15 protein-coding genes are annotated in these 16,736 nt (G+C 61.0%); 10 read left to right on the top strand and 5 right to left on the bottom strand.

All coding sequences use genetic code 11. From position 1 onward, the window contains the following. Positions 1–451 precede the first annotated feature (451 nt). The 3 genes from AC3ITA_RS07400 to AC3ITA_RS07390 are packed head-to-tail and all read left to right on the top strand — an operon-like array spanning position 452 to position 5,351. On the top strand, positions 452–1,810 hold the full coding sequence (locus AC3ITA_RS07400) for a TolC family outer membrane protein (RefSeq protein WP_095944589.1): 1,359 nt from the start codon (positions 452–454) through the stop codon (positions 1,808–1,810). A 16-nt stretch (positions 1,811–1,826) separates the two neighbouring features. After that, positions 1,827–3,986: a type I secretion system permease/ATPase gene (locus AC3ITA_RS07395; protein ID WP_489279891.1), complete on the top strand. Its 2,160-nt coding sequence runs from the start codon at positions 1,827–1,829 to the stop codon at positions 3,984–3,986. Positions 3,987–3,995: 9 nt separating this feature from the next. Beyond that, positions 3,996–5,351, top strand: a complete 1,356-nt coding sequence (locus AC3ITA_RS07390; protein WP_095944591.1) for an HlyD family type I secretion periplasmic adaptor subunit — start codon at positions 3,996–3,998, stop codon at positions 5,349–5,351. Positions 5,352–5,500: 149 nt separating this feature from the next. Here AC3ITA_RS07390 and AC3ITA_RS07385 read toward each other — a convergent pair whose 3' ends face one another. Together AC3ITA_RS07385 and AC3ITA_RS07380 are read right to left on the bottom strand one after the other, a co-directional pair. Further along, positions 5,501–6,097 carry a tRNA-uridine aminocarboxypropyltransferase gene (locus AC3ITA_RS07385; protein ID WP_095944592.1) on the bottom strand — a complete coding sequence of 199 codons (597 nt, stop codon included), beginning with the start codon at positions 6,095–6,097 and terminating at the stop codon, positions 5,501–5,503. A gap of 5 nt (positions 6,098–6,102) precedes the next feature. Beyond that, complete coding sequence (locus AC3ITA_RS07380; RefSeq protein ID WP_007972518.1) at positions 6,103–6,996, bottom strand: LysR family transcriptional regulator; 894 nt, start codon at positions 6,994–6,996, stop codon at positions 6,103–6,105. A gap of 349 nt (positions 6,997–7,345) precedes the next feature. Between AC3ITA_RS07380 and speB the strand changes: the two genes are divergently transcribed. From speB to AC3ITA_RS07350, 6 genes are all read left to right on the top strand, one after another. Next, positions 7,346–8,296 (top strand): agmatinase, encoded by a 951-nt coding sequence (gene speB / locus AC3ITA_RS07375; protein ID WP_008018246.1) that lies wholly within the window; start codon positions 7,346–7,348, stop codon positions 8,294–8,296. A 9-nt stretch (positions 8,297–8,305) separates the two neighbouring features. Beyond that, complete coding sequence (locus tag AC3ITA_RS07370) at positions 8,306–8,728, top strand: YybH family protein (protein WP_095944593.1); 423 nt, start codon at positions 8,306–8,308, stop codon at positions 8,726–8,728. A gap of 55 nt (positions 8,729–8,783) precedes the next feature. Further along, positions 8,784–10,295 (top strand): purine-cytosine permease family protein, encoded by a 1,512-nt coding sequence (locus AC3ITA_RS07365; protein ID WP_095944594.1) that lies wholly within the window; start codon positions 8,784–8,786, stop codon positions 10,293–10,295. Positions 10,296–10,459: 164 nt separating this feature from the next. Beyond that, positions 10,460–11,839: a sodium:solute symporter family protein gene (locus AC3ITA_RS07360; RefSeq protein ID WP_095944595.1), complete on the top strand. Its 1,380-nt coding sequence runs from the start codon at positions 10,460–10,462 to the stop codon at positions 11,837–11,839. 348 nt (positions 11,840–12,187) lie between these two features. After that, the gene (locus AC3ITA_RS07355) at positions 12,188–12,913 is read left to right on the top strand and encodes an MBL fold metallo-hydrolase (RefSeq protein ID WP_489279888.1); all 726 of its coding nucleotides are present in this window, start codon (positions 12,188–12,190) and stop codon (positions 12,911–12,913) included. Positions 12,914–12,983: 70 nt separating this feature from the next. Then, on the top strand, positions 12,984–13,235 hold the full coding sequence (locus AC3ITA_RS07350) for a phosphopantetheine-containing protein (protein ID WP_095944597.1): 252 nt from the start codon (positions 12,984–12,986) through the stop codon (positions 13,233–13,235). A gap of 86 nt (positions 13,236–13,321) precedes the next feature. Here AC3ITA_RS07350 and AC3ITA_RS07345 read toward each other — a convergent pair whose 3' ends face one another. Continuing rightward, on the bottom strand, positions 13,322–13,450 hold the full coding sequence (locus tag AC3ITA_RS07345) for a PA1414 family protein (protein WP_007914492.1): 129 nt from the start codon (positions 13,448–13,450) through the stop codon (positions 13,322–13,324). A 135-nt stretch (positions 13,451–13,585) separates the two neighbouring features. After that, complete coding sequence (gene ptrR / locus AC3ITA_RS07340) at positions 13,586–14,479, bottom strand: putrescine utilization regulator PtrR (protein ID WP_489279887.1); 894 nt, start codon at positions 14,477–14,479, stop codon at positions 13,586–13,588. 104 nt (positions 14,480–14,583) lie between these two features. On the opposite strand from ptrR, the gene AC3ITA_RS07335 reads away from it, so the two are divergent. Beyond that, positions 14,584–15,765 carry an MFS transporter gene (locus tag AC3ITA_RS07335; protein ID WP_489279885.1) on the top strand — a complete coding sequence of 394 codons (1,182 nt, stop codon included), beginning with the start codon at positions 14,584–14,586 and terminating at the stop codon, positions 15,763–15,765. Here AC3ITA_RS07335 and AC3ITA_RS07330 read toward each other — a convergent pair. Beyond that, the gene (locus AC3ITA_RS07330) at positions 15,710–16,642 is read right to left on the bottom strand and encodes a DMT family transporter (RefSeq protein WP_095944600.1); all 933 of its coding nucleotides are present in this window, start codon (positions 16,640–16,642) and stop codon (positions 15,710–15,712) included. The two genes, AC3ITA_RS07335 and AC3ITA_RS07330, sit on opposite strands and share 56 nt — an antisense overlap. Between the last annotated feature and the right edge of the window lie 94 nt (positions 16,643–16,736).

The following is a 16,736-nucleotide window of genomic DNA, read 5'->3' as shown; positions in this document are numbered from 1 at the left end:
TCGCCCAGCCAGTCGCTCACGGCGCTGTTTACGATTTCGGAAAATCCCTCTGCAATCAATGGCATCGGATCCCTGTTCGCAACAACCTTGCCTGTGAGCGATGCGTAACGATCTCGAAGCACTAAAGTGACAAAAAACCGTCGCCATCAGATCGCTCGCATCCCTCCCCTCCAGCACCTCTCCGCTCTATTTCGATAAGTGGATTGGAACTTTCCTCAAACCCAGATGAGCGCCAGAGAGCTCATAAAACAAGGGGTTTCGACTTGAACAATGTGCTGGATTTTGTAGAGCGCATAAGTTTTTTTTTGCATAGTCGTTATGAAAAAAATTTCTTAGCTACGCTCCAGAATGTTCTTAGCTCTTTTGTTAAAGATGTGAAACAACTTTACCTACAATTGTCGTCAATAAATTGGCGACTGATAAGCACCATCAGGAATCAGGGAGATGCACCATGCGCCTATTAACCCCCCTCTGCAGCGCGGTTCTTTTGGCCATGGCCTGCTCGTACCAGGCCCAGGCCATGACGCTGACCGAGGCAATCCAGAGCACCATCGCGACGCACCCGGAGCTGGCATCACGGGTGGACAGCCGTCTGTCGGCTGACGAGGACGTGAAGGTCGCCAAAGGGGGCTTTTATCCATCGGTTGATCTGAACGCCGCCTACGGGCGCGGGTACAGCGACAACACCAATACCCGGGCGTTCGGCAATCACCATACCGAAATCCTCAACTACACCCAGTCGGAGCTGCGCCTGCGGCAAATGCTCTTCGACGGGTTCAACACTTCCAATGAAGTCGCACGCACCAAAGGCGTGGTCAACTCGCGCGCCTATTACGCTCAGGGCACGGCTCAGGACCTGGCCCTGCGCACCACCGAGGTTTACCTCGAAGTCCTCAAGCGCCGCGAACTGGTGACACTGGCCAAGAACAACCTGCAAGCGCACTTGCGGGTCAACGACCAGATCGGCCTGCGCACCCAGCGCGGCGTGGGCAGCAACGCCGATGCCGACCAGTCCAGCGCTCGCCGGGCACTGGCGGAAAACAACCTCGACACCGCCGAAGTCGATCTGGCCGATGCCGAGTCGAACTTCTATGCCGTTGTGGGGCGCATGCCCGATGAGCTCGAAACCCCGCCGTCGATTCGCGGCGAAGTCCCTACCTCCCTGCCAGAAGCCCAGCAGAGCATGGTGGAAAACAACCCTTACCTGAAATCCGCCCAGGCCGACGTGCAATCGTCCGAAAGCCAGTACGAAGTCGCCAAGTCGCCGTTCTACCCACGCTTCGATGCCGAGGCGGCGGTGGGCGCGAACAACAACCTGCAGGGTGACGAAGGCCACGACAACGAATGGCGGGTCGGCGTGATAATGAACTACAACCTGTTCCGCGGCGGCAGCGACAAGGCGCGCCTGGCCTCCGACTCGCACAAGATCAACCAGGCCATGGACATCCGCAACAATGCCCTGCGCCAGCTCAACGAGAACATTCACCTGGCCTGGAACGCCATGGTCAATGCCAAGAAACAAACCCCGACCGCCCGTGAATACGCCGACACCAGCAAGCGCGTGCGCATCGCCTACCAGGATCAGTTCGGCCTCGGCCAACGGACCCTGCTTGACCTGCTCGACAGTGAAAACGAGCTCTACAACGCCAACCGTCGCTACACCGAAGTGCGCTACACCGAGGAGTTCTCGATGTACCGCATCCTGGCGAACATGGGCCAGTTGCTGAGCAAGCAACGGGTCGTACTGCCCGCCGATGCTATCGCCCAGACCGAAGTGAAAAACGAAGCTCGACTACCTGAAATGAAGTAGTGCCCGGGAGGGTTCAATGACCAGCATGGAACCCGGCAACACCGGTGTCGATCCGCGCCTGAGCTTCGATGACCCGCTTCTGGACGGTCTGTTGATCCTCTGCAAACTCCACGGCGCGACGGTCAGTCGCGCCAGCCTCAGTGCCGGGCTGCCCATGGCACACCAACGCCTGAGCCTGGACCTGCTGCCCCGTGCAGCGGCCCGGGCCGGTTTGCAGGCACGCTTGCTGCGCCGTGACCTCAAAGATATCTCCGCGCTCAATTTGCCCGTATTGCTGTTGCTTAACAACGGCCGCACGGCCGTCCTGCGCCGTTATGGCGAGGACGGCAAGGTGCTGATCCTGCCCTGCGAAGCCGACGGCGGCGAACAATGGCTCAGCCCCGAGGAGCTGGCCGGACACTACAGTGGCCAGGCGTTGTTTGCGCGGCCACGCCACGAACTCGAAGACTTGCGCTCGCCCCTGGTGCCTCGGGTCCATGCCTGGTTCCGCGACACGCTGAAGCTGTCGAAATGGCTCTACAGCGATGCGATCCTGGCGAGTTTCCTGATCAACCTGTTGGGCCTGATGGTGCCGTTGTTCGTGATGCAAACCTATGATCGCGTGGTGCCGAACCAGGCCACTTCGACCTTGTGGGTGCTGGCGATCGGCTTGCTGATCGGCACCGCCTTCGAACTGGTGCTGCGGGTCGTGCGCGCGCACTTGCTCGATACCGCCGGCAAGAAAACCGATGTGATCCTGTCCGCCACACTGTTCGAGCGCATCACCGGCATGGCGATGAAAGCGCGACCGGCGACCATCGGTGGTTTCGCCCAAAGCATTCATGACTTCCAGGGCCTGCGGGAATTTCTCACCGCCGTAACCCTCACCAGCCTGATCGACCTGCCCTTCTGCCTGCTGATGCTGCTGGTGATCGGGCTGCTCGGTGGCTGGCTGGTGGTGATCCCGATACTGGCGTTTCCCGTCACCATCATCTTCGCCATGGTGATCCAGGTGCGCCTGCGCGATACCGTGCAGAAAAGCCTCAGCCTCGGCGCCGAACGCCAGGCGCTGTTGATCGAAACCCTCAGCGGCCTGGAAACCCTCAAGGCCTGCAGCGCTGAAAGCGAACGCCAGCACAAATGGGAAAGCACCCACGGCGCCCTCACCCGCCTCGACAGCCACGCGCGCAACCTCTCGGCCCTGGCCACCAACGGCACGCTGTTCATCCAGCAACTGTCCGGTATGGCCACCATCGTCGCCGGGGTCTACAGCATCATCGCCGGCAACCTCAGCGTCGGTGCCCTGGTGGCCAGCTACATGCTCGGCAGCCGGGTACTGGCGCCACTGGGGCAGATCGCCGGCCTGATCACCCGCTACCAGCAAGCGCAACTGACCATGAAAAGTACCGACGCGCTGATGGGCCTGCCCCAGGAACGCGACATCAAACAGCGGCCGCTGGAGCGCACCCAACTGCAAGGCGCGCTGGATGTCGTCGGCGTGACCTTCCACTACAACGGTCAGAATTCTCCTGCCCTGGCCAATGTCAGCTTCAGTGTGAAACCCGGCGAGCGCATCGGAATCATCGGCCGCAGCGGCTCGGGCAAAAGCACCCTGGCGCGACTGGTGATGGGCTTCTACGAACCGGATGAAGGCCAGCTGCTGCTCGATGGCCTGGACCTGCGGCAACTGGACGTCGCCGACCTGCGCCATCAAATCGGTTACGTCGCCCACGACCTGCCGCTTCTGGCCGGCAGCCTGCGCGACAACCTGACCCTCGGCGCGCGCTACATCAGCGACTCACGCATGCTCGAAGTGGCGGAAATGACCGGCGTGACCGAACTGGCCCGGCAACACCCGCAAGGCTTCGACCGGCCCGTCGGCGAACGCGGGCAACTGCTGTCCGGCGGCCAGCGCCAGGCCGTATTGATGGCCCGGGCGATGTTGCTCGACCCGCCCATCATGCTGCTCGACGAGCCCACCAGCGCTATGGACAACAGCAGCGAAGACATCCTTCGGCAAAAACTTCACGGCTGGGTCCAGGGCAAAACCATCCTGCTGGTGACCCACCGAACCTCGATGCTAAGCCTGGTGGATCGGCTGGTGGTGCTGGACAACGGACGGATCGTCGCCGACGGTCCGAAGGAAGCGGTCATCGATGCACTGCGCAAGGGCCGTGTCGGCTCTGCGGCCGTCTAGGAGTCGCCCATGTCTGCCGATCAAGGATCCCGTGGCTACTTCGACAGTTTCAACAAAAGCGCCGAAACCGAGTTCATGCCGGAAACCGCCGGCGCCTCGTTGCAGGACTCACCGCGCTGGTCGCGCATCACCGTGTGGCTGGCGGCCGCGCTGCTGGTCAGCGCAGTGGTCTGGGCCAAATTCGCCGTGTTGCAGGAAGTGACCATGGGCGAAGGCAAGGCGATTCCCTCGAGCAAGGTCCAGGTGATCCAGAACCTGGAGGGTGGCATCGTCACTGAAATTTTCGTCCGTGAAGGACAAATGGTGAACAAGGGCGATACCTTGCTGCGCCTGGATGACACCCGCTACCTGTCGAACAAGGGCGAAAGCGAAGCCGATCGCTATGCCTTGACCGCGCAGGTCGAACGGCTTTCGGCCGAAGCCGAAGGCCGGCCGTTCAAGCTGTCGGAAGAGGTGATCGCCAAGGCCCCGCAAGTGGCTGAAGACGAGCGCTCGCTGTACGAACAACGGCAACGGCGACTGGCCAGCGAACAGCGCACCCTGACCGAGCAACTTCGGCAAAAAACCCAGGAGCTGGCGGAGTTCCGCTCGAAACAGGGGCAGTTCAGCTCCAGCCTGGCGCTGCTGCAACAAGAGATGAACATGTCCACACCGCTGGTGGGCACGGGTGCGGTATCACCGGTGGAAATCCTGCGGCTCAAACGCAGCGCCGTGGAGATTCGCGGTTCCTTGAACGCCACCACCCTGGCGATTCCCCGGGCCGAGTCGGCGATCGAAGAGATCAAAAGCAAGATCGACGAGTCGGAGCAAACCTTCCGCTCGGAAGCCGCCAAAGAGCTGAACGAGAAACGCACCGACCTGTCGAAAATCACGGCATCGAGCATTGCCATCGACGACCGCGTGACACGTACCACGGTGGTCTCGCCGGTGCACGGCATCATCAAGGTGTTGAAGGTCAACACCATCGGCGGCGTGGTCCAGCCCGGCAGTGACATGGTGGAAATCGTACCACTGGAAGACAACCTGCTGATCGAAGCCAAAGTGCGGCCACAGGACGTCGCATTCCTGCATCCTGGCCAGAAAGCCATGGTCAAGTTCAGTGCCTACGACTACACCATTTACGGCGGCCTGAGCGCCAAGCTGGAACTGATCGGCGCCGACACCATCACCGACGACAAGGGCAACAGTTTCTATCTGATTCAGGTGCGTACCGACAAAAACCATTTGGGCGGGGATGTGAAACCGCTGCTGATCATCCCGGGGATGGTGGCGACGGTGGATATTATTACCGGGGAGAAAACGGTGCTGGATTACTTGCTTAAACCGGTGTTGAAAGCGCGGACCGAGGCGATGCGGGAAAGGTAGGCAGTATCCAGAATCTGTGGTGACTGATCTGCCGCCATCGCGAGCAAGCTCGCTCCCACATTGGTTCTTCGGTAAACACAATTTTTGTAGCCACCGAAAATCCCCTGTGGGAGCGAGCCTGCTCGCGATGGGGCCATGACAGGCACCGACTATTTTGACCCATGGTTACGCTGGTAAACCTCCTCCCCCATCGCCGCAATCTGCCCCTCGATCAACGCCTCGAACGGCTTCAGCAACGGCGTAAACATCGCCGGCGCTTCGAGGATTTCCAGCGCCTGCACAATCGCCTCCACCGTCGACAACGCCCCCGGCCCCGGCGCCTTGCGCAGTCGATAACGGGACACACCGCCTTCGGCCAGCGTCACCCTCGGCAATGCCGCCAGCAGCGGATTGAGGTGCAGTATCTTGCGCGCCTTGCGCCAGGTGCCGTCGGGGACCACCAGCAGCAAGGGTTCGTCTGTCGCGGCACAAGCCTGCATCGGTTGGGCATCTTCGCCGGGAAACAGCAACCGCGCCCGATGCCCCGGTTGATTCAACAACGTCGGCAAATCCTCGAACACTTCGCCCACGATCAACTCGGCATTGTTCAAGCCCAACGCCGCCAACCGCGCCGTATTCAGCGCATGGTTCACTTCGCTCGGATGTTGCAACAACAGCACCCGGGTGCGGCTGTCGAGGTTGGGAATCAACGGGCACAGACAATGAGTTTGCGGGCGCAGGCAACGCGGACATTGAATTCTGGACATCGTCTTTACGCCTGATTCAGTTGTGCTTTGAGCAGATCACGGAAGGTCTGGATCAGCGGCTCGCGGCTACGGCCCCGACGCACGATCATCGAGAACGGCGCCTGATAACCGAAGGTCGCCGGCAGCAACACCCGCAAGTCCCCCTTGTCGGCCCAGGCCTGGGCGTAGTGCTCCGGCAGGTAGCCGATGTAGGCGCCGGACAGCACCAGAATCAATTGGGCCTCCATACTTTCTACTGTCGCGGCGCTGTGCTTGAAGCCGTGGCGCGCCAGTTCGGCCTGGCTCCAATAGCCACGACCGACCATGCGTTGCTGGGTGATGACTTGCTCGGGGATGCGCCGCTCGTTGAACAGTGGATGCCGCGTGCTGCAATACAACCAGTGTTGTTCACGGTACAGCGGCATGTACACCAGACCGCTCATGCGCGTGGAAAACGCGCCGATGGCCAGGTCGAGGCGGTTGTCCTGCACGCCGAGTTGCAATTCGTAAGGGCTCATCACCGACAGGTGCAAATGCACGGCCGGGTGTTCCTGGCTGTAGGCGCCGATGGCTTCGGCGAACGGCAGGGCCTTGTCGCTGACGGTGGAGTCGATCACCCCCAGGTTCAAGGTACCGCGCAACTCGCCCTTGAGGGCGGCGGCGTACTGCTCGAAGCCTTCGAGCTCGCCCAACAGACGCAGGGTTTCCTGATGGAACAGCTCGCCCTTGCTGGTCAGGCTGAAACCGCCACGGCCGCGATGGCAGAGCACCAGGCCGAGGGCTGCTTCGAGCTGGCTCATGTAGGTGCTGATGGCCGACGTCGAGAGATTGAGCTCCTGCTGGGCGTTGGCGAACCCCTGATGGCGCACCACGCTGACGAAGATGCGCAATAGTTTCAGGTCGGGTAAAGCGTTGGCCATGGAAATGCTCCGATCTCGGGGTGACACGTAGTACTCGAATCAATAGAGAACCTTGTGGGAGCGAGCCTGCTCGCGATGAGGCCATGACAATCAGCATCAATGTTGACTGACCCGCCGCCATCGCGAGCAGGCTCGCTCCCACAGGGTTTGCTCCTGGCATCGGGTTTTGCGTATGGAGGGAAGTCTATCGCTGTCCCAGTCATTAGTTTAGAAAAATCTGAACTAAGTATTTGCCCGTAGCGATTCTTCCCGGGCACTACATTTCGCAGAATCGGCGCCACAAGGTTCGTCCGTACTCCCGTGAACGGCGCAAACCAATAAATAAAACAACGACGATGAGGCCCTACCCGTGGACAAGATTCTTCACCAACCACTGGGCGGCAACGAAATGCCGCGCTTCGGCGGCATCGCCACCATGATGCGACTCCCCCATTTGAATACCGCTGCCGGCCTGGACGCTGCCTTCGTTGGCGTGCCGTTGGACATCGGTACCTCGCTGCGCCCCGGCACCCGCTTCGGGCCTCGCGACATCCGCACCGAATCGGTGATGATCCGTCCTTACAACATGGCCACCGGTGCTGCGCCGTTCGACTCGCTGTCGGTTGCCGACATCGGCGACGTGGCGATCAACACCTTCAACCTGCTGGACGCCGTACGCATCATCGAAGAAGCCTACGACGACATCCTCGAACACAACGTGATCCCCCTGACCCTGGGCGGCGACCACACCATCACCCTGCCGATCCTGCGTGCCATCCATAAGAAGCACGGCAAGGTCGGCCTGGTGCACATCGACGCTCACGCCGATGTGAACGATCACATGTTCGGCGAGAAGATCGCCCACGGCACCACCTTCCGCCGCGCCGTCGAAGAAGGCCTGCTGGACCCGGACCGTGTCGTGCAGATAGGCCTGCGCGCCCAGGGCTACACCGCTGACGACTTCAACTGGAGCCGCAACCAGGGCTTCCGTGTGGTTCAGGCCGAAGAGTGCTGGCACAAATCGCTGGAGCCCTTGATGGCTGAAGTTCGCGAGAAAGTCGGCGGCGGTCCTGTTTACCTCAGCTTCGACATCGACGGCATTGACCCGGCCTGGGCGCCTGGCACCGGCACCCCGGAAATCGGCGGTCTGACGACCATTCAGGCAATCGAGATCGTTCGTGGCTGCCAAGGCCTCGACCTGGTCGGTTGCGATCTGGTAGAAGTCTCCCCCGCTTACGACACCACCGGTAACACCTCGCTGCTGGCCGCCAACCTGCTGTACGAAATGCTCTGCGTACTGCCTGGCGTAGTCCACCGCTGAGGATTGGTCATGAATGAACGTGATCAGGTCTTGAAAGCCGCCGCCGATCTGGTGTCCGCTTTTGCCCGTAACGATCGCGAAGCCTACTTCGGCGCATTCAGCTTTGAAGCCAGCTTCGTCTTCTACACCCTCGAACAGCCCCTGCTGTCGCGCGACGCCTATCAGGCGATGTGGGACAGCTGGCGCGCCGAGGATGGCTTCGAGGTGCTCTCGTGCACCTCAAGCAACGCTTTCGTCAGCCTGCTGGGTGACGTGGCGATTTTCATCCATGACGTCGCCACCGAGTTGCGCATGCAAGGGGAGCAACACTTCAGCCAGGAGCGCGAGACGATTGTTTTCAAGAAACAAGCGTCTGGCCAAGAACAACAAGGCCTATGGCTGGCCTGCCACGAACATTTGTCCGCGATGCCGGAAGGGCTGCCAACCCCTTAGCCAACACAGGTGACGCTCACGCACGATGAGCGCGCCTTTATGATCGGAGCTGATCATGAATAACAACAACAACGACCAAAGCCTTACGCAAATTGAAACCCACGGGGTCGAACAGATCCCGGACAGCGAACGCACCGCAGGCCCGACGGACTTGTTCCGGATGATCTTCGGTGGTTCCAACACCTTTGCAACCGCCGTCCTCGGCAGCTTCCCGGTACTGTTCGGCCTGTCTTTCCAGGCGGGCGTCTGGGCGATTGTGCTGGGCGTATTGCTGGGTTCGCTGATCCTCGCGCCAATGGGCCTGTTCGGCCCGATCAACGGCACCAACAACGCCGTGTCGTCCGGTGCGCACTTCGGCGTGCACGGGCGGATCGTCGGTTCGTTCCTGTCGCTGTTGACCGCCATCGCCTTCTTCTCGCTCTCGGTGTGGAGTTCGGGGGATGCGCTGATCGGTGGTGCCAAACGCCTGATCGGCCTGCCGGAAACCGACCTGACCCTGGGCCTGGCCTACGGTCTGTTCGCGATCCTGGTACTGACCGTGTGCATCTATGGCTTCCGCTTCCTGCTGTGGGTCAACAAGATCGCGGTGTGGAGTGCCAGCCTGTTGTTCCTGCTGGGCGCCTTCGCCTTCGCCGGTCCCTTCGATGTGAACTACGCCGGCACCGTCAACATGGGCCAACCCGGTTTCTGGGCGGCGTTCATCGGCGCTGCGCTGGTAGCCATGAGCAACCCGATTTCCTTCGGTGCGTTCCTCGGCGACTGGTCGCGCTACATTCCGCGTGACACCTCCAAGCGCCGCATCATGGCGGCGGTGGTGATTTCGCAGATCGCAACCTTCATCCCGTTCCTGTTCGGCCTCGTCACCGCCACCATCGTAGCGGTCAAGGCACCGGACTACATCGTGGCCAACAACTATGTCGGCGGCCTGCTCGCGGTATCACCGAGCTGGTTCTTCCTGCCGGTGTGCCTGATCGCGGTGATTGGTGGCATGTCCACTGGTACCACTTCGCTCTATGGCACCGGCCTGGACATGTCCAGCGTATTCCCACGGGTGCTGTCGCGGGTCAAGGCCACGCTGCTGATCGGTGTGATGTCGATTGCCTTCATCTTCATCGGGCGCTTCGCGGCCAACCTGGTGCAGAGCGTGTCGACCTTCGCCGTGCTGATCATCACCTGCACCACCCCGTGGATGGTGATCATGATCATCGGCCTGCTGGTGCGTCGCGGTTTCTACTGCCCGGATGACCTGCAAGTGTTCACCCGCGGCGAGAAAGGTGGCCGCTACTGGTTCACCCACGGCTGGAACTGGCGTGGCCTGGGCGCCTGGATCCCGAGCGCGGCCGTCGGCCTGTGCTTCGTGAACCTGCCGGGTCAGTTTGTCGGGCCGCTGGGCGAAATGGCCGGTGGTATCGACATCAGCCTGCCGGTGACCCTGGGCCTGGCCTCGCTGGTGTACCTGGCGCTGCTGAGCCTGTTCCCGGAGTCGAGCGCAGTGTTCGGTCCGAACGATTCTCGCAGCAAGGGCGCAAGCACCATGGCAAAGCCTGAACTACGTCAGCCCGCCTGACACAGATCCACCTGTGGGAGCGAGCCTGCTCGCGATGACTGCGGCACATCCGACATTGATGTGACTGACAAATCGCAATCGCGAGCAGGCTCGCTCCCACAGAGACCTAGCCCACAGAACCATCTTTGTTCCACCATAAAAAAGACAATCGGAGACACGCCATAATGGCTTTGGATTTATTCGTCGTACTCATCTACGCCGCCGCAATGCTGATACTCGGCTACTACGGCATGCGCAAGGCCAAGACCCACGAGGACTACCTGGTCGCCGGTCGTAACCTCGGCCCGAGCCTGTACATGGGCACTATGGCCGCCACCGTCCTCGGCGGTGCATCCACCGTGGGCACCGTGCGTCTGGGCTACGTGCACGGCATCTCCGGTTTCTGGCTCTGCGCCGCACTGGGTTGCGGGATCATCGCGCTGAACCTGTTCCTCGCCAAACCTTTGCTGAAACTGAAAGTGTTCACCGTCACCCAGGTGCTGGAAAAACGCTATAACCCAATGGCCCGCACCGCCAGCGCGACTATCATGCTGGCCTACGCCCTGATGATCGGCGTGGTTTCAATCCTGGCCATCGGCACCGTACTGCAAGTGCTGTTCGACCTGCCATTCTGGGTCTCGGTACTGGTGGGTGGCGGTATCGTCGTCATCTACTCGACCATCGGCGGCATGTGGTCGCTGACCCTGACCGATATTGTGCAGTTCGGTATCCAGACCGTCGGCCTGATGTTCCTGCTTCTGCCGATCTGCCTGTTCCGCGTGGGTGGCTGGGATCAACTGGTCGCGCAATTGCCGGCCGCCAGCTTCAGCTTCACCAGCATTGGCTGGGACACCATCATCACCTACTTCATGATTTACTTCTTCGGCATCCTGATCGGTCAGGACATCTGGCAACGGGTGTTCACCGCCAAAAGCGAAAAAGTGGCGAAGTACGCCGGTACTTCGGCCGGTATCTACTGCATCATCTACGGCCTGGTTTGCGCACTGATCGGTATGGCTGCACACGTGCTGATCCCGGACCTGGACAACGTCAACAACGCCTTCGCCGCTATCGTCAAAGTCTCGCTGCCGGACGGCATCCGTGGCCTGGTGATCGCTGCGGCCCTGGCGGCCATGATGTCCACCGCCAGCGCCGGCTTGCTGGCCGCGTCCACCACCTTGACCGAAGACCTGCTGCCAAAGCTGCGCGGTGGTAAAGAGTCGAACATTGCTACCAACCGCTTGTTCACCCTGCTGACCGGCATTGTCGTGCTGGGCATCGCATTGGTGGTGAATGACGTCATCAGCGCGCTGACTCTGGCCTACAACCTGCTGGTAGGCGGCATGCTGATCCCGCTGATGGGTGCGATCTTCTGGAAACGCGCCACCACGGCCGGTGCAATCGCCGCCATGGCATTGGGCTTTATTACCGCCCTGATATTCATGTTCAAGGACGGAATGGATGCCAACTCGCCGATCTACTTCAGCCTCGGCGTAAGCCTGGTGAGCTTCGTGCTGGTCAGCCTGCTGTCCCCTCGCCCGGTGACTGAGGCCAACGCTGCCTAAGCTGTACATAACGACTTGATGCTTTCTTCGACGGGTGTGGCACGGGCGTGTCCTCCCTTATTTCATGCGCCGCGTTGCGCCTAAAAGCGAGCTAGGCAAGGCGCAGTCCGTAGGTAAGGGTCGTTTCCTTGCCAAGGACTGCAACACAGCCTAGCTCGCTTTTAGGCACAACCCGAAGGGCCGGATCTGATGTCGTGCAGGGCTGCGTTGCTCGGACCTTATTTGGAACAACCAAACCACGCTCCTCGCGCCTTGCCCTGCACGACATCAGATCCGGCGCGACGCATGAAATAAGGGAGGACACGCCCACTTGCCACACCCGTTTTTTTCGTCTGAAGGAAACTGCACATGAAGATCGTCAGCCGCGATCAGTGGTTCGAAGTCAAACATCTCTGCGATGGCATCCGCTTGATCCACGAGCCGTACATCCGGCCTTTCTACCGCTGCAACCTCTGGCACATCCAGGGCCGTGACAAAGACCTGCTGCTCGACAGCGGTTCGGGCCTGGTCAGTCTGCGCGAGCAACTGCCGTGGATCACCGAACGGCCGCTGGTGGCCGTGGCCAGCCACTGCCATTTCGATCACATCGCCGGCCATCACGAATTCGCGGAACGACTGGTGCACCCGGCCGAGGCGGACATTCTCGCCGCGCCCGATGGCGACAACGACCTGAGCAAAGCCTTCGTCGGCGACGACATGTTCGAGGCGCACCCCGATTGCCCGCTGTGCTACGCCGAGTACCGGGTCAAGGCCGCACCGGCGACGGGTTTTGTCGAAGACGGAGATGTGCTGGACCTGGGCAATCGGGTGTTGCAGGTCGTGCACACACCGGGACACTCGCCGGGTGGCATCTGCCTGTACGAAGCCGCCACCGAGACCTTGTTCAGCGGCGACATCATCTACGACGGCCCGCTGATCGAAGACGCCTACCACTCCAACCTCGATGACTACGCCCGCAGCCTGCGACGCTTGCACGCGTTATCGATCCGCACGGTGCACGGCGGGCATTTCGGCAGTTTTTCCGGGGAACATTTGCGCAATATGATTGACGAGTGGCAGCGCTCACACGGCTAAATCCTGCTGTACTCAACGGCAGGAACTGCACCGGCAGGGAGAACGACACCCACCGCCTCGAAGAACCATCATGAAAGAAGCTGCCCTTCGTGCTGTCGTACATCGCTACATCAGCCGCCTGCTGGAAGGTCGGGATGACTTCGACGACAACGCCAGCCTGGCGCAGTTGGGATTGGATAAAAAAGACATCGAAGAGCTGATCTTCCATCTGGAAGATGAACTGGGTGTCACGGCATTTACGGTGGAGGAAGACCGGATGCTCAAGACCGCCAGGACGGCGAATGATTTGAGCCGGTTTTTGCTGGAGATCGAGCGCTACTAAGGCGGGTGATCAAACGTACACGAAGCGGCAAGGGAGCTTGCTCCCTCGCCACAGGAAACCTTTCACCTGTCAGATGTTATCTGCCATTACCGGCGTCGCTGCTGGCGCCGACGTTGTTCGTCATCAGTACGAATTGGCACGGGTTGCAAAGGCGGCTCGATCAAACCGAGAGCGACGCCCAGGTCATGCAGCCAGTTTTGGATTTTCTCTTTCATGGTGCCCCCTTCAGGGTAGTGCCGAGCGGCCAAAGTTCTGTAGCCCCTTCGTACAGATAATAGTCCGAAGTCCTACGCAATGCTCGCGCAAAGTCACAATGATCTGTTACTGAATCCATCACAATCAGCCTGTGTTCAGGCAATTTCCCGTGACCGTACCCGTGCCGGCGGAAAAACCACCTGTTGCTGCTCGATCCAGGCGTTCAGATTGGCCCCGACCATGCCTTTGCGCCACATCAGCCAGGTAGTAGCGCTGGCGAACGGCTCGGCCAACGGATGCACGGCCACACTCTCACGGCCTGGCAGACTGGCGAGCATCGACTCCGACATCAGCGCTACACCGGAACCAGCAATCACGCATGCCAGCATCCCCGGGTAAGACTCGATCTCCATCGCCCGGCCCATGGCCGCATGGTCATGGGCGAACCAGGCCTCCAGGCGCATGCGGTAGGAGCAGCCCTGGCGAAAGGTGAACACCGAACGCCCCTCCACATCCAGCGCGCTGCGCACGGGCGGATGGTCGGCCTCGCTGATCAGCACCAGGCGCTCGTCGCACAAGGGCACCCCGTCGAGCCCGGCCAGTTCCAGGGGGCCATCCACCAGCGCCGCATCAAGTCGACCGGTGAGCAGGCCTTCGAGCAATTCACCACTGGGCCCGGACTGTACTTGCAGGTTCACTGCCGGATACAAACGGTGGTAGTGCGCCAATAGCCCCGGAAGGTGAATCGCCGCCGTGCTGTACATGGTGCCGAGTACGAAGTCGCCCGCCGGTTGCCCGCCTTGCACTGCCGCGCTGGCTTCGTCGCGCAAGGCAAACAGCCTGGCGGTGTAGTCCAGCAAGACTTTTCCCGCAGGCGACAGCTGCAAACGCTGACGTTCGCGCAGGAACAGTTCGACGCCCAGTTGCTCTTCCAGCTGTTTGAGCCGGGTCGACAGGTTCGACGGCACTCGATGCAGCCGTTCGGCGGCACGGGTTATCGACCCTTCCTCCGCCACCGCCTGGAAGATGCGCAATTGGCTGAACTCCACGACATTCTCCAAAAAAGAACAAGTTACTCACTATTATTCATTTTTAAAGAAAGTCAATCAGTCCTAGCCTGACGGTCATCGATCCTCTGAACGGAATCCAGACCATGTCTCCCCTGATCCGCTTATCCGCCAGTTTCGTTGCCCTGATGATGGCCATGGGCATCGGCCGTTTTGCCCTGACACCGCAACTGCCGCACCTGCTCAGCGAAGGCCAGATCAACCTGACCGCCGCCGGGCTGATTGCCGCCGCCAACTACCTCGGGTATTTCATTGGTGCGGTGGACGCCATGTTTTCCCGGCGTCCCGCGCAAGTGCGTCGGCGCTTGCTCGGCGGATTGTGGCTCTGTGTGCTGCTGACCCTGGCGTCGTTCTGGGCCAATGGTTTCTGGTCGCACCTGCTGCTGCGCTTCGGCACCGGCGTGGCCAGCGCCTGGGTGCTGGTGATGATTACCGCCCTGAGCCAGCCACTCGCGGCAACGGCCGGTCGTCCTCGACTCGGTGCCCTGGTCTTCGCCGGGCCGGGTTTGGGGATTTTTCTGACAGGTCTGTTGGCCCTGGGCTCGAATCTGCTGGGCCAGACGTCCGCCACCTTGTGGCTGGTGTACGCCGCCGCAGGGCTGACGATGTTGCTGGGGATCTTGCCGTTCCTGCCACAACCGGGGGTCACCGCGACGGCTACACGCGGCGCCAGCGCGTCGGGCAATCAAGGCATCGCTCGTCTGGGCTGGATCTACGCCTTGTACGGATTGGGCTACATCATTCCGGCGACCTTTTTGTCGCAAATGGCCAACGCGCAATTTCATGGCCAATGGCAGGCCGACCTGTTCTGGCCATGCTTTGGTTTGGCGGCGGCAACCGGCGTGGTGCTGGTGAGTCTGCGGCGGCAAAAATCCGGCGCCACGGGGCACTGGTTGATGGCGACGTTATGGCTGCAAGCCGCTGGCGTGTTTGCCTGCCTGCTGGGCAACGGGCCGGGCCTGGCATTGGGTGTGATCCTGTGCGGCACGCCGTTCCTGGCCTGCATGCAACTGGTGATGCAACGCTCCCGGGAACTGGCGCCCCACGCCACCCAGCGCAATGCCGGCCTGCTGACAGCCTGCTTTGCCGTGGGTCAACTGAGCGGGCCATTGCTGGCGGCGCTGAGCAGCCATTTCAGTGGTGGTTTGCAGCCGGCACTGGTGGTCGCTGGCTGCGGCCTGTTGATCGCCGGCGGTCTGTTGCTCGCGCCGGTCAGTGCTGCCCGAGGGCTTTGCGCAAACGACGGCGCAACCACTGTTCGGCGCTGACAAAAGTGATGCCCGCCAATACCAGTACGGCACCGATGACGAAGTTCAGGCTCAGTTCCTCGCCGAGCAGCACCACACCGAAGGTGACGCCGAACAACGGCGTCATGAACGAAAACACCGCGAGGTTGGCCGCCAGGTAACGGCGCAGCAGCCAGAACCAGATCAGGTAACTGAAGAACGACACGACCACGCCTTGAAACAGCACACTGGCCACCGCCACGCTGGTCAGGCTGACATGGGTGATCTGGCCGCTGAGCAGCGCAATCAACAACAGGCCGAAGAAGCCGACAATCAACTGATAGAACAGCGTCAGGGTCACCGGCGCTTCCGACAGGCGCGAAGCGCGCACCACCACCGTGGTCGCGCCCCAGGCGGCACCCGCCAGCACGCCCAGGGCATCGCCCATCAACATGCGGTAATCAAGGTTGTCCCAGGACACCCCACCGGCAAACGCAATCGCAATCCCGATAAACGCCAGAACAATCCCCAGCCATTGCAACGGCCGCAAACGCTCACTGGGCAGCAACCAGTGCACCCCCAATGCGGTGAAGATCGGGGCCGTGTAGAGGAACACCGACATGTGCGCCGCCGTGGTCAGTTGCAGGCCTTCGGAAATGAAGAAGAACTCCAGGCCGAACAAGGCACCGGCCAACAGACCGCCGCGCCAGGTCGCACCCACCTGGTTCCAGCCGCCCTTCCAGCAGATCAGCAGCCCGACCAGCAACGCCGACATACCGGAACGTCCGGCCGCCTGCATCACCGGCGCAATATCGGCCGCCGCCCACTTGATCATCACCTGCTGCACGCCCCAGACCAGGCACAACCCGACCATCACTTGCAGGGCAAACCCGTCGGCGCTGCGCCGGGTGGCGCTCACCGGAACACCTCGAAGACACAATCCATGGCAAAGACTCGGCAGTAAAAGCAAAGCCCCGACCTTCTCGTTGAAAAGAAAACACCGGGGCGAAGAA

Source organism: Pseudomonas sp. GL_090 (assembly GCF_057837765.1).
This window is presented reverse-complemented; position numbering and strand designations above follow the sequence as displayed.

Coding starts and splice junctions, on each gene's coding strand:
- AC3ITA_RS07400 (WP_095944589.1), top strand. CDS start 452: ATGCGCCTATTAACCCCCCTCTGCAGCGCGGTTCTTTTGGCCATGGCC.
- AC3ITA_RS07395 (WP_489279891.1), top strand. CDS start 1,827: ATGACCAGCATGGAACCCGGCAACACCGGTGTCGATCCGCGCCTGAGC.
- AC3ITA_RS07390 (WP_095944591.1), top strand. CDS start 3,996: ATGTCTGCCGATCAAGGATCCCGTGGCTACTTCGACAGTTTCAACAAA.
- AC3ITA_RS07385 (WP_095944592.1), bottom strand. CDS start 6,097: ATGTCCAGAATTCAATGTCCGCGTTGCCTGCGCCCGCAAACTCATTGT.
- AC3ITA_RS07380 (WP_007972518.1), bottom strand. CDS start 6,996: ATGGCCAACGCTTTACCCGACCTGAAACTATTGCGCATCTTCGTCAGC.
- AC3ITA_RS07370 (WP_095944593.1), top strand. CDS start 8,306: ATGAATGAACGTGATCAGGTCTTGAAAGCCGCCGCCGATCTGGTGTCC.
- AC3ITA_RS07365 (WP_095944594.1), top strand. CDS start 8,784: ATGAATAACAACAACAACGACCAAAGCCTTACGCAAATTGAAACCCAC.
- AC3ITA_RS07360 (WP_095944595.1), top strand. CDS start 10,460: ATGGCTTTGGATTTATTCGTCGTACTCATCTACGCCGCCGCAATGCTG.
- AC3ITA_RS07355 (WP_489279888.1), top strand. CDS start 12,188: ATGAAGATCGTCAGCCGCGATCAGTGGTTCGAAGTCAAACATCTCTGC.
- AC3ITA_RS07350 (WP_095944597.1), top strand. CDS start 12,984: ATGAAAGAAGCTGCCCTTCGTGCTGTCGTACATCGCTACATCAGCCGC.
- AC3ITA_RS07345 (WP_007914492.1), bottom strand. CDS start 13,450: ATGAAAGAGAAAATCCAAAACTGGCTGCATGACCTGGGCGTCGCTCTC.
- AC3ITA_RS07335 (WP_489279885.1), top strand. CDS start 14,584: ATGTCTCCCCTGATCCGCTTATCCGCCAGTTTCGTTGCCCTGATGATG.